The sequence below is a fragment of the Bacillus cereus group sp. BfR-BA-01347 genome, from assembly GCF_022663835.1.
In the GTDB taxonomy this organism is placed as follows: Bacteria; Bacillota; Bacilli; order Bacillales; family Bacillaceae_G; genus Bacillus_A; species Bacillus_A thuringiensis_K.
The window spans coordinates 145,157-171,231 of the sequence record NZ_JAKUGG010000007.1 but is presented as its reverse complement, the minus strand read 5'-3'; the positions used below and the strand labels follow the sequence as shown (position 1 = coordinate 171,231).

Below are 26,075 nucleotides of genomic sequence, written 5' to 3'. Positions count from 1 at the left end.
AACAAATGTAGTACCATGAGTCCAGTACAATACCGAACTCATGCCCTAAAACTCTCTAACGCAACGATCTGTCTAACTCTATAAAATTAGTTCATAATATACGATTTTTCTTACAGAAATATAGCACACCAAACATTAGCATAATACCAATTACGTAAAAAATTGTTGTTCCGCTCCCACCAGTATTAGGAATTACCCAATTATTCTTCGCATTTTTCACTGTTATTTTTTGTGTCTTTACTGCTTCTGTAATTTCTATTTCTATTGGATCCCTAAGTAACATGTATCCGTTCGGTGCTTTTATTTCTTTAATCGTATACTTTCCAATTGCTAATTGGTTGGAAATTACCTTTCCTTTTTCATCCGTTATTAATCTACTAACTTCTTTCCCTTCTTTATCTAACACTTGAAATACAGCGCCTTTTAGCTTTAATTCACTATCCTTATCATCAACTTTTTCAATTTCAAATTGCCCAGTCGGATCTGGCAATTTCTTATTTTCTATTTTAATTTCTACTACTGTATCTTTTTCTATTTTTACAGCTATTTTTTCTTTTAATAATTCATAACCTTTAGGTGCCTCTATTTCCACTAGGGTATAGTTTCCTATTGGTAAGTCCTTTGATATCATTTCTCCTTTTTCATCTGTTATTAACTCTCCAACTACTTTTCCTTTTGAATCTTCTATATGAAACTTTGCTCCTGCTAGTTTTTTATTTTTATCACTTATGTCTACTTTCACAAGCTTCATTTTCCCCATTGGATCTGGCAATTTCTTATTTCCTATTTTAATTTCTACTACTGCATCTTTTTCTATTTTTACAGTTATTTTTTCTTTTAATAATTCGTAACCTTTAGGTGCTTCTACTTCCACTAAGGTATAGTTTCCTATTGGTAAGTCTTTTGATATTACTTCTCCTTCTTCATTTGTTACTAGTTCTCCAACTATTTTCCCTTTTGAATCTTCTATATGAAACTTTGCCCCTGCTAGCTTTTTATTTTTATCACTTATGTCTACTTTCACTAACTTCATTTTTCCTATTGGATCTGGCAATTTCTTATTTCCTATTTTAATTTCTACTACTGCATCTTTTTCTATTTTTACAGTTATTTTTTCTTTTAATAATTCATAGTCTTTTGGCGCTTCTATTTCTACAAGGATATAGTTTCCTATTGGTAAGTCTTTTGATATCGCTTCTCCTTCTTCATTTGTTAATAGTTCTCCAACTATTTTTCCTTTTGAATCTTCTATATGAAACTTTGCTCCCACCAATTTTTTATTACCATTATTACTATCAACCTTTTTTATTTTCACTTTTCCTATACTAGGCTTGTTCCAATGTTGCCAGTTAAATTTGAAATTGTGAAATTCAAATCCACCAGTTTGTTGTACCGCACCGACAAATGCTTGTCCATTAATCGAACCGCCTTTTGTTTCTAATACAGCATTGGGAGCAAACACACTCCCAACGACACCATATCCCTCTGTTGTAATTTTTTTCGCATTTGGAAAAACCCAAATCATTTTCCCATATAGCTCAGTAAACGGGGAATTAGGCGAATATGGTTGTGATGTAGGAACTATATCTGTAGCCTTTCCAATATTATTCGTGTCATATAGAATAGACCCATTTTTAAATGTAACTTCTATTGCATCTGAATACATTACAATTAAATCTTTGTCCTTAGCATTGGGCAAAAATACATCTCTTATATCTACACTGATTTTCCCTGTCAATTCTGATGAAACATAAATATTAGGATTGTTTATATCTTTTCCGATTCCATGACTCATATTTGGAATTGGGGTATTCGTTTTATATTGACCTGCATTTTTACTAACTTGGTTCACTATATTGCGAAATTCATTAAATTTCGCGTCAATTTCTAGTTTTTCTTTATAAACGATACGATCATAAGAAGATTGTATGATGCGATCTGGATCACTCTCTTTTGTCATTACGACTATTCCGTTTTGAATGATAAAAGATTCTTCTCTTGATTTTTTTAGTTTTCCAGACAATAACAAGGACGGATATCTCTCATCAACCCATTTTTCACCTACTATATTAGATGTTCCTGCTGCTGCACCTACAATCGTATACCCCGATGCATCCATATCACCTTGAACTGCAATTGCTCCTTCAATGTCGCCACCTATTGCTTTATGGTTACCAAAGACAACAGCATTATAACGCGATATATCTCCTAGACCTTCTAAGGTAGTCGTGGATCCATATGCTTCTTTTGGTACATATACGACAAAACTTACACTTAACATTAACAAAACAATAAAATGAATACTTACCAGCTTTAATCGTAGCCTCAATTCCTTTGTTCCCACCTTTACCGTTTTTTTCTATAGTCGAATAAAATGAATTTTTATTAATGATGATTTACTTCATCCCCTATATACCGTCTTTACTTATCTTTGAATTTCCGGTCCCACTTCCCATTAATGCAGGATAAATACATTCTATCGAGTTAACTTTTTCTTATAAATTACGACTAGAAGCACACATAACAATAGGATTGTAACTATTACAGTCCACTTATTAAATATAAATATCTCTGTACTCACTTTTTGTTTTTCTTTCTCGTTTAACTCCACACGCTCACCTCGAACTAGCAATCTATTGGTGTTTACTCCATAAGGCGTACACGTAATTAAAGTTGTATAATCTTTATTTTCTACAATTTGTAGATCGTCCGTTTCATGTGGTGACACTACTTTAATTTGATTTACTTTATAAGCAAGAACTTTGTCTAAAGAATGAATAAAAAAAAGATCTCCTTCACTCAACTTATCTAAATCTGTAAATAATTTTGCTGATGGTAAACCACGATGCCCTGTTAAAATAGTGTGGGTATTTTCTCCACCTACCGGGAGCGAAGAAAAATCTAAATGACCTATCCCGCGGCTCAATACTTCCTCAGAGGTCCCTTGATAGATTGGCAGTTTTATATTAATTTTCGATATTTCAATATACCCCATTACATCTCCTAAATTTAACGCATCAGCATACGCTTGATGATTACTTTTTTTTTCAGAAAATGGATCTGTAAATGTTTTCATGGAAGTTTGAACTTGTTTATTATATTCGGCTGCTTCTTTTTCCCTACGTTCGACTTCTTTCTTTTGTAGCGCTTTAATCTTCTTATCGTAAGAGCTAATCTCAGAATAATGTGCACGGGTCGCCAACCAATTACTAATAGTAGGATATAAAAAAATACCTAATCCAAATAAAAAAATACCCCCCAAAACAAGATTTCGTTTCATATTTCCACCTCTGTATATGCTTAAATATCGAAAAGAGGAAAGCATTTTGCTTCTCCCCTTTTCATATAGTTACATGTTCCTAAAATCTTAATTTCTAGCAAATTTTTTTCTAAAGAAAACAAGTGCCGCTGTAAGCATTAAAGTAAGGCCTATTACAGTAAAAAGAGTCGTTCCTATACCACCCGTTACCGGAAGAATCCATCCACTTTTATTATTTTCTATCGTTAATTTAACCGTTTGATTATTTTCGCTAATCTTTACATCAATAGGGTCTTTTAATAATTGATAAGAAGCTTTTGTACCATCTTCTTTTGTATATGTCGGTGCTTTCGTTTCAAAAATTTGATAATCTCCATATGGAATGTTAGACCATTTAATAACACCATGCTCATCAGATACACCTGTTACTTCTTTTCCTGCTACGACAACTATTTTTCCATTATGATCTTTAAGTACAAACTCTGCACCTTTTAATTTATTCTTATTAGCACCATCAATTTTTGTTAACTCAATTATTCCAGTTGTTGGAACAACAACTACAGGTTTAGACTCCTTTTCTCCCATTACATCATTTTTATTTGTAAAATCAATTTTTGCTGTATTTAAAATTTCCGAACCAGATGGTACCCCTTCTTTTACTTGGGATTTAATTTGCAAATGAAATTCTTTTTTACCATCTAATTTTGTGAAATCTTTTACTGTAGCTGTTACTTTTTGACCTTCTATAGCTAGCTCAACAAAGTTTGCATTTACTTCTGCTCCATCAATTTTCACGATTGGCTTTCCTTGAATCACTAAACGATTGTCCAAAGTATCTGTTACCACATATTTTTTGTATTCCTTAATGTCTTCAGGAATTAATGTTTTAATATCATAATTATAATTAGTTAGCGGATTTATTGGTAACGCTTCCAATTTTGCGTTAATCTTTTTATCAATAGTTGCTTCTTCATAGTTTTTCACTTCTAATTTAACTACTGTACCAGAAGTAATAGTTCCATCTTCATTAATTGTTCCGGAATTCTTAACAAAAAACTCACGTTTAGTTGGATCTATTACGTAGCCCTTCGGAGCTTTTGTTTCTTGGAAATAGTATTCACCATACTCCAATCCTTGCACGCGAATATGACCATTAGCATCTGTTACTAACTCTTTTTTCACTTCTGTACCATCTTTTTTAAATAAAGAGAATACTGCACCTGCTAATACTTTTTCATTTACACCAGTTTTTACTAAATCCACTGCACCACGTTTAATCTCATTTTTGGGATACATGTGAACATCATAGTTTAGCACCTTACCCTCTTTATTCGTTAATGGGATATCCACTGTATACGTATTGGGGTTTAGATTAACATGTGGAGGTCCTGCCACTTCTTTCACCTCATAACGTCTTAGCGGAAGATCTTTTAATACAGCTTGTCCGTTATCATCTGTTACTACTTGATTTGGAGTGGCTCCCATTACAGGTTTCACGTCTTCTTTTACGATTTTCCCATCGTTTGAAATTTTTTCAAAAGAAGCAACCCTTTTCACTTCAAACGTTACACCTTTTAATGGTTTCACATCTTTTGGCACCTCTTGATTTGCAGAACCATTACCTTCTAGTCCCTGCGCTCCATCTTTTTCTTGTTCATACTTATGAATCGTTAAAGTACCTTTAGATGGTGAATCTGCCTTTACTAATACACTAGACCATGTAGAAAATGTTAAGAAAAACACTAAAAGCACACTAAATATTTTTTTCATTTCTCTTTTCCCCTTTACTACTTGTATCATTTTAAAAATCTCTTTATTACTATTACCTTCTTACAAGCAATAGTGTGCCAAGTATCAGATTTAAACCAATAACATAAAACATAGTCGTCCAACAATCCATTGTTTACAATCACTTATTCACTTTTCTTATCTTCTATTATTACGTTGTCTCTCTGCATGATATATGTAATTTTCTCCCCTGAATTACCCTCATATCTCTACTTCAAGACTTATTACATTGTTACATAATAGCTTTCACTGCTAATTTCGACTAATCACTTACTGTCAATCCATTCATTTCTCCCTTCCTATCCCTATTTAAAATCCAATCTTAATCCTTTTTTGATACATATAAGTAATAACCAACAAATAAGTGTGACGATTCATATTTTACGCTACTGTCCAAAACTATTACCTGTATATTCAAATAATATGTGCTATTCATGTTAAATTATGGTATTATTCTTAGAAGTTTATAACTTTTATTTATATTTTTTATTGATAAAGATTTTCCGTTTCTACTTATGAAAAAAGGAATATATAATTATTCAACTATCACGCATAACTGTAAGGAGGAAGAATATGACTAAAAAGCTCAGTCTAGTTGAGATAGAGTACATTTGCAATATGTTTTTCCAATCTTTCGAAATTCCAGTTTGTTTTTTAGATTGTAACAACAATATTCTTTTAAAATTTAAATCAAAAAATGATTCACATTCGTTGTATACATCAAAAATAGAACAGTTACATATGCTTTTTCAAAGAAATGATACATATAATTCTCCCATCTTCAGAACTCACGAACATCTAGGGCACTTCATTTTAATTCACATAAAGAGTGATTATATGGTGAACGGTACTATTATTATTGGGCCCATGGCACATGTAAATTTTTCTACAAGTAAAGTGGATAGTAACCTTAATTTTATTCCGAATTATAAAAGAACAAGAGACCGTTATTTTTCATTGTCAGTGAAAGATCAAAATTTCTTTGTAAATATAGCAATATTGTTTTATAACATTCTCTATAAAAAAAATTCAGATGTAAGCACCTTTTCAAATAACAGTGACTCAGTTCATATAAGTCATAGCAGAATCTTAAACGAAGATGTATATATTTCAATGCAAAAAGACGAATCCATTTATCATAATTTATATATAGAGCAGCAACTACTTAGATCTATAGAAAACGGGGATAAAGAAACCGTACTCAAATATTATTACGAATTCCAACAAGAGACTCTTTCATCTTTATCTTCATTCCATCAATTAAGACGTCATAAAAACATTTGTATTTCATCCATCACGCTCGCTACTAGATATGCGATAAAAGGGGGACTTCCATCTGGGATTGCTTACAAAATTTATGATTTACATATTCAAAGAACAGAAGATTTAAAAGACAAAGAATCTGTTTGGGATTTATTAAAAAATGCTTTTTGCACCTTTGCAGACCGTGTAAAGGCACAAAAAACACAGCAACATTCACAGACTATTGCTATTTGCAAAAACTATATTTTTAAAAATATTTACAATCCAATATCTGTTAAACAACTTGCTAAATTTGCAAATGTGAATTCAGATTATTTATCTATATTATTTAAAAAAGAGGTCGGTATTTCATTAATTGAGTACATTCAACGTGAACGAGTCGAAGAAGCAAAGAAATTATTAACTTTCACCACCTATCCCTTATCAGACATATGCGCTTCGCTTAATTTTAGCGATCAAAGTTATTTCACTAAAATTTTCAAAAAATTCACCAATGAAACACCTGGTAAATATCGAAAATCTCATGTTGTCATTTAGAGTGAAACTTCCATTAAAACAAAATGTTTTCAGTAACTCATCAATGGCAGATTAGAAGCACTCCCAGATTCATGAACTATAGGATTTATGCTTTTTCCAAACCAAAAAACACGTTACTATTCTTTTATTTTAATGAGAATAGTAACGTGTTTTTTATGTAATGTAGTTTTGTAGACAGAACATGATCCAACTACAAATTTTTATAGAAGCCAAATGCACCGCTTAACTACTAAAATCTTATTAAGTAAAAAATCCATATTTTGTTTTACTTACTTTCTACTTTATTTCTTCTGAATAATGAACTCTTTTCTTCAAACGAATAATCCCTACTATTATTTTTGTATCTTTCTAAATTTGCGAACAAAAGTGAGTACTGTGCCTGTAATAATCATCAATATGCCGATTGCTGCACTGTTATTTGTACTTACACCCGTCTTTGGAAGCTCCTTATATGTATACTCTTTTTTATCGCTATTACTGTTGTTTGAGATATTACTCTTATTTGCCTTATTAGCAAGGCCATTAGCTTTGCTAGTTTCTTTATCTTTCACTAATACTTTTTGTTTTGTATTTACGTCATTACCCATGGAATCTTTGACACTATATATTATTTCATAAGTACCAGCTTTAGTTGTATCTATAGTTCCTTCATACGCTACTTTAGAAGTAAGGTCACCGTCCTCTTTATCAGTAGCTGATACCCCTACCAACGGATCAAATTGATCACCCTCAGTAATTGAAGTTGTAGCAGGTACTTTTAGTATTGGTTTTTCATTTGTAACTTCTTCTCTAACTTTAACCGTTACAGTTTGTTTCGCCGTTACTTCATGACCTTTAGAATCTGTAACCGTGTACGTTAATACGTAAGTACCGACTTTAGATGTATCTACTCCACCATCAACTTTTACTTTAGAAGTAAGATCGCCGTCTTCTTTATCAATAGCTTTTACTTTTATCATTGGATCGAATGAATCTCCTACATGCATTGTCGCTCCAACAGGCACTGTTAATTTAGGTTCTAAATCTAATATTTCTCCATTTCCCTCTACAATTACAGTCTGTCTAGCCGTTGTAGTTCTCCCTTGGGAATCAACAACCAAGTATTCCACAATGTATGTACCTGGTTTTGAAGTATCTACATCGCCTTTATGCTTTACTTTATTTGTTAAATCACCATCTTCTTTATCAACAGCTTTTACATTTCTCATTGGATCAAACGTATCACCTACACGTAGTGTAATGGTAAACGGCACAGTTAACTCTGGAGCTTGATTTTCTGCTGTTTTTTCGTTTTCTTTCACTGTTCCTGGAATTTTTGCCGCATCAAAAGCATTTTGGACTGCTTGAACTTCAATTGAGTTCGTTCCATATTTATTAATTGCAACTTTAAGGCATGCCAATTTCAATTCAGAGAAATTAGAAGTCATGTTCAATTCATCAGTATTTGCATAATAGAAAATATCAAACATTTTATCTTCACCAATACCATTTATATTTACACCGTTATGAGTACCGCCTTGTGCAATTAAATACGCAACTTTATTAATAATACTTGAGTTAAAATGAACGCCTCCATAATCCTCTCCATTTAAATCATTATATTTACTATAATCATCGGGATACGGTAGTCCTTCTGAAAAATTAATTGCAGTTGGATTTTTCATATTACGAAAAGTCGATCCAGTTTGTTCTCCTATTGTCCAGTTAAATTCCCCATTATTTATGTATTTCTCTATAGCCGTTCCCATAATATCCGATAATGCCTCGTTAATTGCCCCAGATTCTCCTGAAAATTCAAGGTTAGATTCACTTGATGTAACTGCATGTGTAAATTCATGACCGGCTATATCGAACGCTTTTACCATAGGATCTCCATATAAAAGCATACTAATGTTATTAATATTAGTACTAAATGCATTCTCCCAATTTTCAGGATCATTTGTTCCTCCAGAATCCCATGCATGTACCACTGAAACTACTTTTTTTCCTTTATTATCAAAACTATTACGCTTATATTTTTCTTTATAAAAATCATATACCTTTGTTGCTAAGAAATGAGCGCTTACCGCCTTTGGATCATTAAATGTTGTTGAAGCGCTAGTTGCTAGTATGCCAGGATAATAACTTTCTTCATTTGTAATATCTCTATAATTTACATCATATGTCTCAATTCCTTGCCCTCTTGTGTAATCAGCAAGCGCATAATTCCCACTGGTCTGTTTAGAAATACCAAATGTACGAGTTACGCCTAAATCATCTTTTCCTGTTCCAGTTAATGATGTGAAATTGCTAGTTTTATTTTCCTTAACGGATTCAACATACTCTTCACTTATTTTCAAACTTGATTCTTGTACCATATCTTTTAACATATCGCCATTATGAGCATTCACTAAATAAGTTCCAGATACATAATTTGGTGTTGTAGCAGCAAATGTAACTTGATATGCATTGCTAGCCTGCCCATGATTTTCATCAACAAAAATAACCGCCTTAACTTCTGGTTCAGAAATAAATTTAATGTCGTTTCCGTACTTTTTATAAATATATTGTTTCGCTTCTTCTTTTGATAAATTAATAGGTTTCTTTAAATCTTCTTGTGTTAAATTTTGTGCGCTAGCTCCTGAAATGCTTTTAATAATACCTTTTTTATCTACGTGAGCAGTCAACTGGTGGCCATACACTTCTTTTCCTTCATATATTTGTTGCATGCGCACAAGTGTAGTTCCATCATAAGAACCACGTTTTTGAAGAACCTTGTAATCTACTCCTGTTTCTGCACTAACTTGTTTTGGAGACAAAGCATGCTCTGTATTTTCCTTAAGTGCATCTTTCACTACATTCTCTGGCGCCTTTTTTGATGGTTGTGTAAGATCACCTGTACGGAACGAATCCTCTTGAATTTCAACTTGCATTTGACCAGGTTCCTCTGCATGACCTACTCCATATGGTGTTACACTTGTTAAAACGAATCCTGTTGTTAATGCAACTATAGCTATTTCTTTTTTATTTCCCATGATATTTACCTCGTATAAATTTCTATTATTTATATGAAACTGCTAAAATGTATACAATCTATTCCTAACATAAAAAGATGACTTTTGTAATCTACAAAAGCCACCTCTTCAATATGTAATATCCCTAAAATGTTTTTAATACATAATTTCTATACAAAAAAGAAAAAAGCATTCATTAACGAGCATTTTGCAATACTTTTATTAGGTCATTTATATTTTCAACTTTCTGCTGAAACTGATCAAGTCTGCTATGTAGCAATGAAGGATTTTTATCTTCAGTTGAAATAACTTGTTTTAATTCATTTTCTAATTTATCATACATATCAAAGAAATTATCAAATTCTACACTTACAAGTTCTTCATTTTCACGATAGAATCTTTTTGCTTCTATATAAGTCATATATGATTTATTTAAAAATCCTAATGAAATTAAATATTTAGAAGTGTTTTCTTGATAAATAGCAATATCACATGCTATTTTAATATCAGAATAAGTCTTTTGAACGAGACAATGCAATTCAAAAATCTTAAACTTTAATCCATTATTCATTTCATCCCCTCCCATCGTATCTATTCTACATAAAATTAGAATATTATACAAAGAAAATTATTAGCATAAAATTGACAATTAAAAAAATAACTTAAGGATAAACAAAATCCCTCTCATTACAAATTATAATTGCGGAGCATTTACCAACATAACGGCTAAATAAAAAACGAAAAGAATAAATCTTTCCGCTCTTAGAGTAATAAATACATTTCATATTGCGCTAAAGAATTCTTTTCAAATCCACATTTCTTTAAAAAACCCTCCAATAAATTATTGTTAGGAAACCCAATTGATAAACTTGATAAATTTAATTCTTCTCTTGCTACTTGTAATAATTTCATCCCAACACCAATATTTCTATAACCTTTGTCTACGAAAATAAAACTAATTTTACCTTGTTCATTTACGCATAGAGAGCCTTTTAAGTCATTATCGACATATACTAAATCAATATTTACATCACTACACCTTTTATATTGAATCATATAAAATTGCCCTCCAATTGCTTGTATTAAACTAAACATGTACCCATATAATATATTCCATCTATTATAAATTTCAGCTCTTTATTTGAAATGAACGGACATTTCCCTACATATAACTCACTCTTAATTTGTTTTATAACAAACTATCTATTATTTACTACATTAATCTCATAAACACGTAAAAAAGCAATTAAATGCTCACATGCTCTTTCACATGCTAGCATTTTAAAGATTTTTTGTTCTTCTTTCGTTTTATCATTTGCTTGATCTGAAGCAGCTTTTAAACAGAGAAATGGTTTTTTATTTATTTGGCATACATAGGCGAAAGCTGCTAATTCTTGATCAACTGCTAATGCTCCATATACGGTATGGAGTAAATATCTCATTTCCGAACTACGAATACGTTGATCTCCTGATAAAAATGTACCGAAATGGATCGGATCATACGATCGTATTTTTTTTATTCTTCTTACAAGTGATTTTGTTGTTTCAATAGGTGCTGTTCTACCGTTATATAAATTAAAAACATCTTCCCCTGAACCAGCAGCAGTAACATCATGTTGTATTGCGTTTAGTGCGACTACAATATGACCGTTTTTCACCTTGTTTGATAAACTTCCGCATATTCCTGTCATAAACAACTCATCTGGCTGAAACTCACTAATTAACAATTGTACACAACTAGCGCAGCTTACTTTACCAACACCAGTAACAACTGATATAATTTCCAGCTCATTAATAGTATGAAAATGAAATTCCCAAGCAGCTCTTTTTTCAACACGTTCACTTGGATAATGTTGATGCAAATACGTCAGTTCTGGTTCCCATGCAGATACAATTGCAATACGTTTCATTACACACTTCACTTCCCCTATTGTCATTTAAATAAGTTATCTATACTTTCTCGTTCATAATCTGGAATCCATTCTTTGTATTTCTTATATAAATCTCGTATTATTTCTTTATTCTTCGCAATTACTTCACATCCTCTATCATCATACATAAACATGACAATATCTTTCGTTGCATTTATGAGAAATACATCTGGATAAGAAATTTCTTTTTTTCGTCCAAATCGAGGATATAGATCAAAGAAATCCTCATGATTAACAACTTGTATAAGCGATTCATATTTAATATGTTCCGCAAGGCATTGTAAAGAAAAATGATATGTACAATATAAATCTGCTTCTTCATCTTCAAATAAAAACGGTAACGTTTCTTATCTTATATGAAATCTTAAATCTCTTTTCTTAATATATTTATTGTATACATTTATTTTCTGTGGAGTTTTTATATTTTCCTTTTTAAATCTATAAACATTTGTCACTACAAACACTACATCTTCTTTTGAAAATATGTCTTCAAATAAGAATTTATTATATGTATATAGTTGAGAAAAGTATTCCGTATTTAAATTGTCGGTTCCTTCTACAATTTGATATTTATCTTTTCCAAAATCAAAATGTAAATGATTTTCCCATTAAGAATATAAGTAGGGTACTAATGTAACTCCTGGAAATGTTTGATTCATATATTCTTTTAATTGCATTTCCTTGTCCTTTCTACTGTACAATTCCTTTTAAATCCCAATATGCTTCTTCTAGCCATGGATGTATAACTTTCAATATATCTTTCCTTTCCCACAAATATGAAATATATACAAAAGCTGCTTTTTCCAAAGATTTTCCCAATCCTTTTTTTATTTCTATTAAATATGGTGGTGTCCCTTTTTGATCCCATTCTATTTTATCTGCAACAAATAATACTAAATCCATCTTCGTTGCATGTTTACGCAACGTTGTGTGGCAACAAATTGCATTTAAAATCGCTTCATCTTCTACTTTAAATATTTCTTTTGCGATTACTCTCGATAGTTTTTGATGAATGATCATAGGAAACTTTCTTTCTGCTTCCACTATTTCTATCCCAAATTCTTCAGCAACTGCAATCCGCTCCTCGTTCGGAAAAATGCCACTAATATCATGTAAATATCCTGCAATTGCTGCTTTTTCTTTATCTACGTGAAACTTTTCTGCAATCTTTTTTGCCACATTTGCCACACAAATTGAATGTTTATATGTAAACTCTTTATTATATTTTAGTAAAAAAACTTGAATATCATTTTCTATTTTTCCCGTTGCAGTAAATGAATATATATCGTCATACAGCATAACAAATCCCCCTCACAACTAACTTTCAGTATAATATAGAATATAAATATCCTCGTTATTTTATATTCGTTATTAATCTTTTTACTCCTTTTTAATACGTTACATGAAATTTTATACAGAATCGTCACTACAAGTACATAAATGTTTGATATTATAGTAATGTTGATGATTTGTAAGGAAAGGAACTACACAATGAATAAAAACATATTAATTATTGATGATGATAAAGAAATTGTTGAATTACTTGCTGTTTATTTGCGAAATGAAGGCTATAACATTTATAAAGCTTATGATGGCGATGAAGCATTGCAAAAGGTTTCTACATATGAAGTTGACCTTATGATTTTGGATATTATGATGCCAAAGCGAAACGGATTAGAAGTTTGTCAGGAAGTGCGTGAAAATAATACTGTACCAATTCTAATGCTTAGTGCAAAAGCAGAAGATATGGATAAAATATTAGGTCTTATGACAGGTGCCGATGATTATATGATCAAGCCATTCAATCCATTAGAATTAGTAGCAAGAGTGAAAGCTTTATTACGAAGATCCTCTTTCCAAAACGCTACTTCGCAAAAGAATGAAGATGGTATTATTCGTATTCGCTCTGTTGAAATACACAAACATAATCATACTGTTAAAGTAAATGGAGAGTATATTAAATTAACCTCTATTGAGTTCGATATTTTATATTTACTTGCAAGTAATACAGGAAGAGTATTTAGTTCAGAAGAAATTTTTGAACGCGTTTGGAATGAAGATGGTTACGGTTCAAATAAGACTGTAATGGTTCATATTAGCAACTTACGAGATAAACTTGAAACAGTAATAAATGGAGAAAAATTTATTCACACTGTTTGGGGAGTTGGCTATAAAATTGAGAAATGAAGCATTTGATATATTAAAAGATATCCCTAAATGGAAACTTATTTTTTGGCTCTTATTAGCTATCACACTCACGCCTATTACTGAGTTAATTATTTATCGCCTCGTTACGAGTGTAATTGAGAGTTCACTTACTCTAACTGAACTTGGTAAAGAATTCATTCGAATTTTTGGTTATGAAAAGTATAAAGGGATTAAAGAATCGTTATGGATGATGATTGTATCTTATTTGTTTTTATTTTCTATTTTTTCATCCTATCTTTACATTTTTTATCTTCACGAGAAAAAACTTTATTATGAAACTTGTATTAAAAAAATGATAGAAGAAATTCGTTATATTGCAAATGGAAACTTCAATCATAAAGTTTCTATTGTAAATCATAATTATCTAGAAGAATTAGCAATCGGGGTCAATGAAATTGTTGAACAATTAAAAGTCTCCATTGATGAAGAAAGACAAGCGGAACAAGCAAAAAGTGAACTTATTACAAATGTATCACATGACTTACGCACTCCCCTTACTTCTATAGTTGGATACGTAAATTTAATCCATCATGATAATTATAGAGATGAAGTAGAATTGCGATACTATATTCAAGTCATTTACGATAAAGTAACTCGTCTTAATGCATTAATGAATGACTTGTTCGAATATACACGTGTTCAAAATAAAGAGTTAAGCTTGTATTCTGTCCCTATTGACATAGTAGAGTTACTTGGGCAATTAACTGTTCAATTCCGTATACAATTTCAAGAAGCAAATATAGAATGTCGACCTTCTTTCCCATCTCAAAAGCTCATGGTATTAGCTGATGGTGAAAAATTAGTGCGTGTGTTTGAAAATCTTATTATAAACGCTATCGCTTATGGAAGCGAAGGTCGCTATATTGACCTTACTGCTTATGAAAGCAATAATATGATTACAATTGATATAACAAATTACGGACAACCTATTCCTAGTACGGATTTACCTCATATTTTTGAACGTTTTTATCGCGTTGAGAAATCTCGCTCTACAAACACTGGTGGATCTGGACTTGGATTAGCTATTGCAAAAAGTATAGTCGAATTGCATAAAGGAACAATTGAAGTATATAGTGATGATGAAAAAACAACATTCACTGTAAAACTACTCCCATACAAATGTTAATATTATAAATAAAAAGTTCAATTTCTTATCATACAAGAAATTGAACTTTTTCCATTAACACCCAAAATTTAATAATCCTTTATAATTCTTTAGAAATTCTTTACCTTTTCTTTCTTCCTAATTAAGCATTCCTTTTTACAATACTAGTATTGATGTCATAATAGGAGGATCGCTTATGCAATTCTTAAAGAAATTCGCTATTTTATTATTATCTTTTTTTATTACTGCACTTATCGTTTTATATTTTTATCTTTATGTAAATGGTCCCATTATTCAAGCTAAATCAGCTATTTTAATAAATGCTAATTCAGGTGAAATTGTTTATAAAAAAAATGAAGAAACTCCAGTACAATCAGCTGCTTTATCTAAATTAATGACAGAATATATCGTATTGGAGCAACTAAATGATAGAAAAATACAGTTAGATGACTTCGTACAAATAAGTAACGAAGTTTTCCGAGTAGAAACAAGCCCTATACAAGTAACATCGAATGATAAAACAACGGTTCGTGATTTACTTCATGCATTGCTACTGGCAGGGAATAATCGTTCTGCACTCGCTCTAGCAGAACACATTGCTGGAAATGAAGATAACTTTACAATATTAATGAATAAAAAAGCAAAAGAACTAAAGTTATTACAACCATCTCCATTTCTAAACTCTACTGGAATTAATAATGATACAAATAAACAATCAACTACAACAGCAATAGATGCAGCTAAACTAGCAGCACGATTAGTAAAAGATTTTCCAGATGTATTGAATATTACGAAACTAACCTCTTACCAATTTACCTTCAAAGATTCCCAGGTTTTCAATACGAATAAAATGATATATTCCCTTAATGAAAACATTAAACTTCAAGGTGTTGATGGCTTACAAACTAGTTTTTCAACTAACGGTAATTATAGTTTTGTCAGTACAGCAAAACTAGGAGACACTAGACTAATTTCAGTAATATTAGATGCAGATGAAGAAAACATTTCATTTATTGAAACAAAAAAGTTACTACAGTATGGTTTTGATCCTTCCTCGTGCTCTGCACTCCAAGCGTTTAAAGATGCTGTTACATCTTGGGCAGTTTTGCTTCAGTTTAAAAATTTGATCATACAAACATTATTGGTTTTCTTTATAATTACAATTTTAATGTTTTTACATATACGTCAAAAAAAATCCGAAGATTTCAATTAAGAAATCTTCTTATATATAAAAACCGACTTGCGTTTGAGATGCAAGTCGGTTTTTAATTCTATCATCCTCGTCCAATCAAATTTGCTGAAACAAATTGCTAGTTTAACTCCCTCGCCCATATAGATAGCTGACCAATATGATGAATTTCATATCCCATTACATGTCTTAAAACCTATGTTTTTTGAGGCATACATCCATCTCTGTTTCCTTTCGTTGTATTCGTTTGTTTAGTTTAAATGGGTTAATCTATTAATTCTATTAAATCCAACAATTGAACTATTACATTTTAAAGTTCCATTCATATACTATAGTAGATTACTAGAAAGGAGGCTTAACTATGGATAGTTGCGTTGTATTTGTAAACGGACAACCTTTTTTAGTTCTTTCAGTAGCTGGTATTGAAATTGCTAGATTAGAGATTTCCCTTCAAGTAGCATTAGCTCTAAGAGTGCTTGGGATACCAATCTGTGATTAATTACCAAATTAAAAGAAAAAGAGGGCATTAGCCCTCTTTTTTTATTTTCTTCTCACCTTTTCTTAACAACAAACAAAATTCAAATTTAATTAATTATAAAAAATTAAAGTATATGAACGTTACATGAAACACTTGCTAAGATAGCTGTCCTTCACACTATTTATTTCGCGACATTATATAATCAAAGCACACAATGATTAACTCTTTATACGGCTTATTTTAAGTGTGCTAGCCAATACTTTTACTTGTATGTTCTATACACTCATTCTCTACGGTATACTGATACCAACTTATATTTTTTGATGAGGGCTCATTTCCCTATATCCCTCTTTATTCCCATGCACTTTTTTCTCAAATCCAAGCTAAATAATCTATATTGTTATCTTTTAAACTCGCCTCACTATCCGATTATATTAATAACCTATCACCTGGTAACCATTATCTAATTTATCTTCAATTGGATGGTCCATCATTTATACTTACGGATTGGCTTTCCCGTATCTATTGTGCATGGACATTAGGTTTTCTAGCATCTAGCTCATTTCTTTAAAAGTGTAGGGTTTTTCGTCTATTATTAAATGAATAATGTTTGGAAGGGTGATGTAATATGACAGAAATTAAAGTAGGGCTTACACAATTTTTAGACTTCACACTGAAAGGTAGTACAGCTAAAACAACCTTTATAAAAAATCTAAAATCCCAACCTGAATATCAACCAGCTTTTGATTACTGGAAACAATTACGAGAAACTGTTATTAAATTTCATCAAAACAAACTACCTTTTGAATGTTTTGAAACATTAGTACAAACGGTTGATCAGAAAAAAAAACAAAACTACATTGATGTCATAAAGCAATACAAAAAATTCATTAAAAATAAAGAAATCTCTTGGTTTGATCCAGGTAAATCATATTGGAAATCAGATGATTTAATCGTCCGTTCATCGCCTGAACTTGGCTTATTCATTAATAATGAGCCACATCTTATCAAACTGTTTTTTAAAGGAAAAAAAGAGCGAATTGATAAATACAACATTAACTCGACACTTACACTATTAAATGAATCAACATTTTCAAATGAACGAAACGATGTGAATTATACGGTACTTAACATCCAAAAGAACAGAATGTATACGAATAACTCTATTAATAATAATTATTTAGTAGCGCTTAAATCAGAAGCTAACCAGTTTTGTTATATATGGAATAATCTATAAAGTTTACTATTCATCCCTTTCAATACCTTGTTGATGCATACTTTAGTTACAATTTTTACAGATTCATTCAGTTTCGTTTAATTAGGGCTCGTCCTCTTATTCCTCAGAAACAATGCAGGTGGGCCTTTTTCAAAAATGGTTTCTTTCTCAGTTTTAATATACTAGCTCTCCCCTGAAACAGCTGCAACTGAAATAATTTTTGTTTTATTATCCACTATATCCACCAATCCCCTTTTGTTAACATAATATAATTATAAATCACTATTGTTACTACTTCTTCCATTCATATTCTAACATACTCATTTCCCATAAATTCCAATACGTTTCCCCTACTTTTTTCGACTCTCTTAATAATCCTTCTTTTACAAATCCTATTTTTTCGTAACATGAAATAGCCGACGTATTAAAATCATAAACACCAAGAGTTACTCTATGTAGTTTTAATTTGTCAAAAGCAATATGAAGTACTTCTTTCATCATATGTTTTCCTATAGAACGTCCTCTCATCTTCGTATTACCAACTAATACTTTTCCAATTCTAGCGGACTTGTTAATATTATCTATTTGCCCAAGCGAAATATGACCAATAACGTCTGAAGTCTCTTCATCTACCACTTTGAAAGCGAATGTATTTGCACTTTCTATATACTTCTCTAATTGCTGTTCGTCTAAAGGAAATGTGAAGGCATTACCTGACCATTGTATTAGAAATTCTTCGGAATTAATCCAATTTATTAATTGTTTAAAATCAGATTTTTTAAAGGTTTCTAGTTTAATCACTTCCTTGCTCCTTTCGTACATCATGCTTTATAACCTCAAACTTATTTCTATATAAAGAATATATTCTCCTTTTATATGAAATTAAAATAAAGCCATTCATGTGAATGGCTTTACAAAAAAGCAACATAATTATGCTTTGTTTGCTACATCAATACCATTAAAATCAAAGTCAGCAGTAACCGTTGTAACAGGTGGGAAAATTGCTTCAATTTTGCAAATGGAAATAATTACTGCAACCGATCCAGGAATAGCCGCAAGCCTAACTACATCACAACTTACAGACGAGACAGTACCTACATAAGTACGTCCCTCTGTATTAATTTGAACTGTTCGATTAATTAATTTCTTAAGTTCATCTCTAATTCCTTGTACACAAGAATTATCACATTTCTCATGCTGTTCTTTTTTACACTCTTCGAATACTTCCCAACAATCATCTTGTTTACATGTACATTTCTTTTTACAATTATTAAATCGAGAACCCAATACCTCACCTCCTAATCCTTTCTATTAGTAAAGTATGTCCATTAGCTTAAAAGGGTACGAGGCAAACACATAAAAAGAAAAAAACAAACAATTGTACCAAACTTTCTTTTCATTATTCATTATAAAAACAGACCTGCCCTAATTAAAAGCTTGTTTAATTAGGGCAGGTGAGTTTAGTCCTACTTCATTTAATGTTTAGACACCACTTTTTAAAATAAATCTTTTTTCTTTTAAATAAGACGCCTCTTAAAAACACACTAGATTTTCCCATTAACTCATATATACATAGACTTTATTCATGGATTTTTCCTTTGTTATCGTAAAATATACATTTTAAAAAACGTACTCGAAAATAAGATATTATTTGTAATCAGAACATTTTCTTCAACAAATGTTTATTAAAAAATACCATAACTAGTAGTAGTTCCCTCCACTATCTCTTAAAAATTAGCATAGTTTGTATGAACTCTATACCGAGTAGAAAACACTCTATCATATAAAAATAAAATAGTAGGTTAATAAACAAGCCATTTTTTTATTAAAACATAGAATAATATGAACACTATTGAAAGGAGGTAGAAATGAATGTCCTGGAAAAATGATTGCTGGAGTTCTCAGAAAAAGCATTGTTGTGATGATTGGTGGAAATCTAAAGAAAAGCGTCATTGTGATGATGATTGGAGTTCTCAGAAAAAGCATTGTAATGATGATTGGTGGAAATCTAAAGAAAAGTGTCATTGTGATGACGATTGGAGTTCTCAGGAAAAACATTGTAATGATGATTGGTGGAAATCTAAAGAAAAGTGTCATCGTGATGATGATTGGAGTTCTAAACGAAATAAGTGTCGTTGTAAATGTTTCTTTATTTGTTGCCATTGTAAAAGAAAAAATTGGTAATATTTTTAATGTCAACTTAAAGGAAAGAATATGTCTTTTGGAACCAATCAGACTTTTCCGGAAAGTTGATCCCTCACCTACTTCCTTGCTTTCGCTGAATTTTTAGGTGGGGGCATTACTGCCTGACAAATAGCGAGATAAATACTAGAATGTAATATATAAAAAGCTGACTGAGTATAGTCAGCTTTTTATATATGAACACGTAAAGGTTTAAACAGACATATAAGCAGTCACGCTTTGTCATCACCTTGTTGTTGTAAAATAGTATTTCTCCATTGAATAGACATTCCATAATATCGTATTTTGATTAAAACTAAAAAACATACTTAACACTAATAGTAAAATTTTTCTTCTTCATCAAATTCACTTTTTTCTTTTTATAAACATAAAAAAGGAGCTCTATTTATATAGAGCTCCTTTCTAATTTTATAATTTACTAGACTGTAACCCCTGAATAAACGGAACTACTTCAGGATTTACAAGTGAAGACAAATCACCTAATTCTTTTCCTAAGTAAGCTGCTTTAATAACACGGCGCATTACTTTAGAGTTACGTGTTTTCGGTAAATCTTCTACAACGTGGATGTCTTTAGGACACAACGCTTTTCCAATATGAGAGTTTACTAAACTCATTAATTCTTTCTTTAACTCTTCTGTGAATGTTACATGATCTCTTAATACTACAAAACAATGACAAACTTCACCTTTTACTTCGTCAGGTACACCAATTGCAGCAGCTTCAATTACATCGTTATGTTTCACAAGAATAGATTCATATTCAGCAGGTCCAATACGTTTACCTGCAATATTTAACGTATCGTCTGAACGCCCTGTGATAATATATTGTTCACCATCGTAAATGACCCAGTCACCGTGGACCCATTTATTTTCAAAACGCGACCAATATGTGTTTACGTAACGTTCATCATCTTCCCAGAAGCTTTTCGTCATACCTACCCAAGGTTTCTCTAAGCATAATTCTCCGACTTCATCTCGAATTGGTTTACCTTGATCATCCAGTACGACAGCTGCCATTCCTGGTAAAGATGCGTTAAAACTAATCGGTGCTATTGGCTTAATAAGAACATTACCGAAAATCCCACCAGAGATTTCAGTTCCACCTGAGTAGTTACAGATTGGGACATTTCCTTTTCCAACTGTTTCAAACAGCCACATCCATGGATTAGGATTCCAAGGTTCTCCTGTTGATGCGAATACTTCCAAACTCTTTAAAGAATGTTTATTGACATACTCATCACCTTTTGCCATTAATGCTCGGATTAACGTTGGCGAAATACCTAAATGAGTAATCTCATATTTATCAACTGTCTCCCATAACCGGTCTGCTTCTGGGAAGTCTGGAACACCTTCGTACATAACCATCGCTGCTCCATTAATGAGTGAACCGAATAATAGAAACGGCCCCATCATCCAGCCCATATCAGTTACCCATAATACACGATCACCTTGTTTAATATTCATTCCAAATCCTGCATCAAAAGCTGCTTTCAAAGGAAATCCTGCATGCGTGTGTACTGTTCCTTTCGGCTTACCAGTCGTTCCTGATGTATAAATGAGCATTAATGGATCATCACTTTGCATTTCCTCTGCATGTATGAATGGTTTTTCTTTTTCTAGCGTACTCCACGAAAAGTCATAGTTATGTGGTGTAAAATCATTTCCTGCATGACGAACGATAACAACTTTTTCAACAGTTGGGCAATGTTCACAAGCTTTATCTACTTCATCTTTTAAAGAAACAATTTTACCTCGGCGTGAAAATCCATCTGCGGTAATAATCATTTTTGAACCTGCCGCTTGCACACGTGTCATAACTGCATCAGACGCAAAGCCTGAGAATATTGGTGAAATAATTGCTCCGATTTTCATTACAGCTAGCATCGCAACAACTGTTTCTGGAATCATTGGCATATAAATTGTTACACGGTCACCTTTCTCAATACCCGCGTGTTTCAAACCATTTGCAACACGGCTTACCCAGTTGTCAAGCTCTTCATATGTAAATGATTTTGAAGTTCCATTTTCCCCTTCGTACTGAAGTGCTGGCTGTATTCTCGTCTCTTCATCCGCAAGCCAGCGGGATAAAGCTGATTCTACAACGTTACATGTTCCGCCATTATACCACTGTGCAAACGGTGTACCATTTTCTAAATCTAACACTTCTGTATAAGGTTTCATCCATTGATAGCCCACTGCTTTTTCTGCCTCTCCCCAAAACCAAGCTGTTTCCTCAATAGATTTATTATAAAAAGTTTCATAGTCTTCATATCCCAATGATTTCATCCAACCATATAAACGTGTTTTTCCCTTGTACTCTTCTGTTGGAAACCAAACTGCTTGTTTCAATGTTTTCCCCTCCTTAACTTTTTGAGCAAGAAAGCCCTAAATAAGGCTTTTAAACTGGATATACAGGATGTTTACGATCCGTGAATACTTGATATTTACTCATATACATTTCGAAACGTCCTTTTAACTCTTCACGTAAATTGTTTGGATGAACAATACCATCAATCACCATCTCTGATGCTAAGTGGTATATATCAATATCTTTCTTATACTCTTCACGTTTTTCAGCAATGAAGCTAGCACGCTCTTCTTCTGGTAAAGCTGCAATTTTATTTGCAAATACAGCATTAACCGCAGCTTCTGGACCCATTACTGCAATAGAGGCTGTCGGTAATGCCAAGCAGCAATCTGGTTCAAATGCTGGACCTGCCATCGCATATAAACCAGCGCCATATGCTTTACGAACAACGATAGAAATCTTAGGTACAGTTGCTTCACTCATTGCAGAAATCATTTTTGCACCGTGGCGAATAATACCGGCACGCTCTACTTTTGTACCAATCATAAATCCAGGTACATCTGCAAGGAATAATAATGGAATATGATATGCATCGCATAAATTAATAAACTTAGCAGCTTTATCAGCTGAATCGTGGAATAATACGCCGCCTTTCATACGAGGTTGATTTGCAATAATACCAACTGGCTTACCATCAATACGTGCTAAGCCTGTAATTAGTTCTTGAGCAAATAATTTTTTCACTTCATAGAAAGAACCTTCATCAATAACTCTATTAATGAGATCTTTCATATTGAAAGGCGCATTTTGATTTTCTGGAATGATTTGTTCTAATGTTTTTTCGAATTGTTTCGGTTCTTGAGGTGTAACCAATGGAGTCTTCTCTAAGTAGTTGTTTGGAAAATATGAAATATATTGTCTTGCTTGTGTAATCGCATCTTCTTCGGTCTTACATAAAACATCTCCGCATCCTGATACAGAGCAATGCATACGAGCTCCGCCCATCTCTTCTAACGTTACCTTCTCACCGATAACCATTTCAGCCATACGAGGAGATCCTAAATACATAGATGCATTTCCTTCTACCATCATTACAACGTCACAAAAGGCTGGAATATACGCACCACCAGCTGCAGAAGGTCCAAATAATAAGCATACTTGAGGAACTTTACCTGATAACTTCACTTGATTATAGAAGATTCTTCCTGCACCGCGGCGCCCTGGGAACATTTCTACTTGATCTGTAATACGCGCTCCAGCAGAGTCGACTAAATAAAATAACGGAACACGTAGTTTTTCAGCTGTTTCTTGAATACGTAAAATCTTTTCAACTGTGCGTGATCCCCATGATCCAGCTTTTACAGTAGAATCATTGGCCATTACACACGCAGTACGACCATGTATTTTACCCGTTGCCGTTACAACGCCGTCCGCAGGTAAGCCTGTTTGTTCACAGTTAGCAAATAATGCATCTTCTACATATTCGCCATTATCAAATAGAAGCGCTAAACGATCTCGAACGAATAATTTCCCTTTTGCTTTATTTTGCTCATGATATTTCGGTGCCCCGCCTTGTTTAATTGTTTCAACTCGTTCTTCAAATGAATTAGATTGTTGTTTTTGGTCTAACATATTTACTCCCCCTTATACATCGGTTTGCGTTTTTCTTTGAATGCCTGTAATCCTTCTATTCGATCTTTCGTATGGATTACACCTTCATACGCTTGTTTTTCCATTTGTAATCCGGTATGTAAATCAACTTGAATACCGTTTGAAATTGCCTCTTTTGCTAATCGAACAGCAATAGGTCCATTACTAGCAATTTTCTCTGCTATTTCAATCGCTTTCTCTTCAAGTAAATTAGCTGGTACAACGAATTCTACTAAACCATATTCTTTCGCTTCTTGCGCTGAAATACGTCTACCTGTATAAATTAATTCTTTCGCTCTACCAACACCAATTAATCTCGGTAAGCGCTGTGTACCACCTGCTCCTGGTATAATTGCAAGTGTCGTTTCAGTAAGACCAAGACTTGCAGTGTCTGAAGCAATTCTAAAATCACAAGCTAAACTTAATTCCGTACCACCACCAAGTGCAATTCCATTTATAGCAGCAATAACTGGCTGTGGTAATTGTTCAACCATTTCCATAGTAGTGCGAATCATACTAACAGCATGGCGAACTTGTTCTTCATTCATGCCAGCACGTTCTTTTAAATCAGCTCCGGCACAAAATGCTTTTTCACCAGCCCCTGTTAAAATAACTACACGAGTATTTGACTCTTCACTTATTTGAGTTAGTATGTTTTGCAACTCTTCTAATAACGCTATAGATAATGAGTTTGCTTGTCTTTCACGATTTAATGAAATCTTTACAACGTGTGGTGTTACGTAATCAACTGAAATGTTTTGTAATTGTAGCATCTTCTCACCTACTTATCGTTTTATGTTGAAGCGCTCTATACACATGACTCGGTAATTGGATATTTAATTTACTTTGAATAAATTGACTCGCTCTCAATAACTTCTCTTCATCAATATTCGTTTGTACCCCTAACTTATGGAGCATATGAACTAAGTCATCAGTTGCAACATTACCTGATGCTCCTGGTGCATATGGACATCCACCAAGACCACCACAAGAACTATCAAATGTTGTAATACCATATTCTAATGACTTAACTACATTCGCCAGAGCCATTCCATACGTATTATGGAAGTGCATTGCAAACTGTGAAGCATCATATTTCTTTAATAAATGTTCTAATACTTGCTCTACTTGTAACGGATTTGCTACACCAATCGTATCACCAAGAGATACTTCATAAATGCCGTATGAAAATAGCTGATTACATAATTCGTCAACTGCTGCGAGACTTATATCCCCTTCATAAGGACATCCAAATACAGTAGAAATATAACCTCTTACCTTTTTCCCTTCGAATAATGCCTGTTTTGCTATATCTTCAATTACAACTAATGCTTCTTTAATCGATTTATTAATATTACTTTTATTATGAGATTCACTTGCTGATAAAAAAACATTCACCTCATCTACATTTTGCAAAAAAGCTCGTTCCAAACCATTTTGGTTCGGAACAAGCGCAGCATATGTAACATTGGGATCCCTTTTCAGCTCAGAAAACACATCATTTGCATCCGCTAATGCTGGGACCCATTTTGGGTGAACGAATGAGGAAACTTCAACATACGACAATCCTGCTTCTGTAAGTAGTTGAATCCATTTTACTTTATCTTTTGTGCCAACAATCTTTTTTTCATTTTGTAAACCATCACGTGGTCCTACTTCTTTAATGACAGCAAAATTAGGTAGTTTCAATTCGCTTCCCCCTATATCTCCCTATTCAATTTCTAATAATACATCTCCTTCATTTACAAAATCGCCTTCTTGCACATTAATTTTCATAACTGTACCGGCTTCCTCTGAAATGATTGGAATTTCCATTTTCATAGATTCCAAAATGACGACATCCTGCTCTTCCTCTACTGTGTCCCCTACTCCTACAACAATCTTCCAAACGTTTCCTGCCATCGATGCGTATACTTTCGTCATCATTTTTCCCCCTTAATATTGTTAA

General features: G+C 32.5%; 21 protein-coding genes and 2 pseudogenes. 7 read left to right on the top strand and 16 right to left on the bottom strand.

Annotation, left to right across the window (positions count from 1 at the left end):
• Positions 1 to 91: 91 nt before the first annotated feature.
• The 3 genes from MR143_RS13525 to MR143_RS13515 all read right to left on the bottom strand — a co-directional run bounded on the left by MR143_RS13525 (position 92) and on the right by MR143_RS13515 (position 5,029).
• Positions 92 to 2,329: a SpaA isopeptide-forming pilin-related protein gene (locus MR143_RS13525; protein ID WP_001239483.1), complete on the bottom strand. Its 2,238-nt coding sequence runs from the start codon at positions 2,327 to 2,329 to the stop codon at positions 92 to 94.
• Between the two features lie 147 nt (positions 2,330 to 2,476).
• Positions 2,477 to 3,280: a class C sortase gene (locus tag MR143_RS13520; RefSeq protein ID WP_074593703.1), complete on the bottom strand. Its 804-nt coding sequence runs from the start codon at positions 3,278 to 3,280 to the stop codon at positions 2,477 to 2,479.
• 87 nt (positions 3,281 to 3,367) lie between these two features.
• On the bottom strand, positions 3,368 to 5,029 hold the full coding sequence (locus MR143_RS13515; protein WP_199717859.1) for an LPXTG cell wall anchor domain-containing protein: 1,662 nt from the start codon (positions 5,027 to 5,029) through the stop codon (positions 3,368 to 3,370).
• A 591-nt stretch (positions 5,030 to 5,620) separates the two neighbouring features.
• Between MR143_RS13515 and MR143_RS13510 the strand changes: the two genes are divergently transcribed.
• A complete protein-coding gene (locus tag MR143_RS13510; protein ID WP_000162848.1) occupies positions 5,621 to 6,847 on the top strand; it encodes an AraC family transcriptional regulator in 1,227 nt (408 codons plus the stop codon).
• Positions 6,848 to 7,179: 332 nt separating this feature from the next.
• On the opposite strand, the gene MR143_RS13505 is transcribed toward MR143_RS13510, so the two are convergent.
• The 6 genes and pseudogenes from MR143_RS13505 to yqeK form a co-directional block, all read right to left on the bottom strand.
• Positions 7,180 to 9,861, bottom strand: coding sequence for a M4 family metallopeptidase (locus MR143_RS13505; protein WP_242280802.1), 2,682 nt, complete (start codon positions 9,859 to 9,861; stop codon positions 7,180 to 7,182).
• A gap of 175 nt (positions 9,862 to 10,036) precedes the next feature.
• Positions 10,037 to 10,411 (bottom strand): hypothetical protein, encoded by a 375-nt coding sequence (locus MR143_RS13500; protein WP_001059022.1) that lies wholly within the window; start codon positions 10,409 to 10,411, stop codon positions 10,037 to 10,039.
• 191 nt (positions 10,412 to 10,602) lie between these two features.
• Positions 10,603 to 10,851, bottom strand: a pseudogene (locus MR143_RS13495) (GNAT family N-acetyltransferase); the annotation flags it as partial.
• A 188-nt stretch (positions 10,852 to 11,039) separates the two neighbouring features.
• On the bottom strand, positions 11,040 to 11,777 hold the full coding sequence (locus tag MR143_RS13490) for a phosphorylase family protein (RefSeq protein ID WP_033690110.1): 738 nt from the start codon (positions 11,775 to 11,777) through the stop codon (positions 11,040 to 11,042).
• Positions 11,774 to 12,448, bottom strand: a pseudogene (locus tag MR143_RS13485) (DUF3885 domain-containing protein). Before MR143_RS13485 ends, MR143_RS13490 begins: the two are co-directional and overlap by 4 nt.
• Before the next feature lie 13 nt (positions 12,449 to 12,461).
• Positions 12,462 to 13,070, bottom strand: a complete 609-nt coding sequence (gene yqeK / locus MR143_RS13480; protein WP_000964994.1) for a bis(5'-nucleosyl)-tetraphosphatase (symmetrical) YqeK — start codon at positions 13,068 to 13,070, stop codon at positions 12,462 to 12,464.
• Positions 13,071 to 13,262: 192 nt separating this feature from the next.
• Between yqeK and MR143_RS13475 the strand changes: the two genes are divergently transcribed.
• The 5 genes from MR143_RS13475 (at position 13,263) to MR143_RS13450 (ending at position 17,988) form a co-directional block, all read left to right on the top strand.
• Complete coding sequence (locus MR143_RS13475; RefSeq protein ID WP_001038807.1) at positions 13,263 to 13,958, top strand: response regulator transcription factor; 696 nt, start codon at positions 13,263 to 13,265, stop codon at positions 13,956 to 13,958.
• The gene (locus tag MR143_RS13470; RefSeq protein ID WP_001243304.1) at positions 13,948 to 15,105 is read left to right on the top strand and encodes a sensor histidine kinase; all 1,158 of its coding nucleotides are present in this window, start codon (positions 13,948 to 13,950) and stop codon (positions 15,103 to 15,105) included. Before MR143_RS13475 ends, MR143_RS13470 begins: the two co-directional genes overlap by 11 nt.
• A gap of 175 nt (positions 15,106 to 15,280) precedes the next feature.
• Entirely contained in the window at positions 15,281 to 16,297 is a 1,017-nt protein-coding gene (locus MR143_RS13465; RefSeq protein ID WP_001160046.1) for a D-alanyl-D-alanine carboxypeptidase family protein, read from the top strand.
• A 337-nt stretch (positions 16,298 to 16,634) separates the two neighbouring features.
• Positions 16,635 to 16,772: a DUF3956 domain-containing protein gene (locus tag MR143_RS13455; RefSeq protein WP_000376554.1), complete on the top strand. Its 138-nt coding sequence runs from the start codon at positions 16,635 to 16,637 to the stop codon at positions 16,770 to 16,772.
• A gap of 607 nt (positions 16,773 to 17,379) precedes the next feature.
• Positions 17,380 to 17,988 carry a hypothetical protein gene (locus MR143_RS13450; protein ID WP_000136051.1) on the top strand — a complete coding sequence of 203 codons (609 nt, stop codon included), beginning with the start codon at positions 17,380 to 17,382 and terminating at the stop codon, positions 17,986 to 17,988.
• Between the two features lie 270 nt (positions 17,989 to 18,258).
• Here the strand turns inward: MR143_RS13450 and MR143_RS13445 are convergent, their stop codons facing one another.
• The gene (locus tag MR143_RS13445; protein ID WP_000990085.1) at positions 18,259 to 18,792 is read right to left on the bottom strand and encodes a GNAT family N-acetyltransferase; all 534 of its coding nucleotides are present in this window, start codon (positions 18,790 to 18,792) and stop codon (positions 18,259 to 18,261) included.
• Positions 18,793 to 18,897: 105 nt separating this feature from the next.
• On the bottom strand, positions 18,898 to 19,254 hold the full coding sequence (locus tag MR143_RS13440) for a hypothetical protein (RefSeq protein ID WP_000535575.1): 357 nt from the start codon (positions 19,252 to 19,254) through the stop codon (positions 18,898 to 18,900).
• A gap of 598 nt (positions 19,255 to 19,852) precedes the next feature.
• Here MR143_RS13440 and MR143_RS13435 point away from each other — a divergent pair.
• Positions 19,853 to 20,257 (top strand): hypothetical protein, encoded by a 405-nt coding sequence (locus tag MR143_RS13435; protein ID WP_000560146.1) that lies wholly within the window; start codon positions 19,853 to 19,855, stop codon positions 20,255 to 20,257.
• A 320-nt stretch (positions 20,258 to 20,577) separates the two neighbouring features.
• On the opposite strand, the gene MR143_RS13430 is transcribed toward MR143_RS13435, so the two are convergent.
• From MR143_RS13430 to MR143_RS13410, 5 genes are read right to left on the bottom strand one after another with little or no spacing between them, the layout of a single operon-like run.
• On the bottom strand, positions 20,578 to 22,518 hold the full coding sequence (locus MR143_RS13430; RefSeq protein WP_242280801.1) for an AMP-binding protein: 1,941 nt from the start codon (positions 22,516 to 22,518) through the stop codon (positions 20,578 to 20,580).
• A 49-nt stretch (positions 22,519 to 22,567) separates the two neighbouring features.
• Positions 22,568 to 24,109: an acyl-CoA carboxylase subunit beta gene (locus MR143_RS13425; RefSeq protein ID WP_000886746.1), complete on the bottom strand. Its 1,542-nt coding sequence runs from the start codon at positions 24,107 to 24,109 to the stop codon at positions 22,568 to 22,570.
• Between the two features lie 2 nt (positions 24,110 to 24,111).
• Positions 24,112 to 24,900, bottom strand: a complete 789-nt coding sequence (locus tag MR143_RS13420) for an enoyl-CoA hydratase (RefSeq protein WP_000939800.1) — start codon at positions 24,898 to 24,900, stop codon at positions 24,112 to 24,114.
• A gap of 4 nt (positions 24,901 to 24,904) precedes the next feature.
• A complete protein-coding gene (gene mvaB, locus MR143_RS13415; protein ID WP_000775421.1) occupies positions 24,905 to 25,816 on the bottom strand; it encodes a hydroxymethylglutaryl-CoA lyase in 912 nt (303 codons plus the stop codon).
• A 21-nt stretch (positions 25,817 to 25,837) separates the two neighbouring features.
• Positions 25,838 to 26,053, bottom strand: coding sequence for an acetyl-CoA carboxylase biotin carboxyl carrier protein subunit (locus tag MR143_RS13410; RefSeq protein WP_001987345.1), 216 nt, complete (start codon positions 26,051 to 26,053; stop codon positions 25,838 to 25,840).
• Between the last annotated feature and the right edge of the window lie 22 nt (positions 26,054 to 26,075).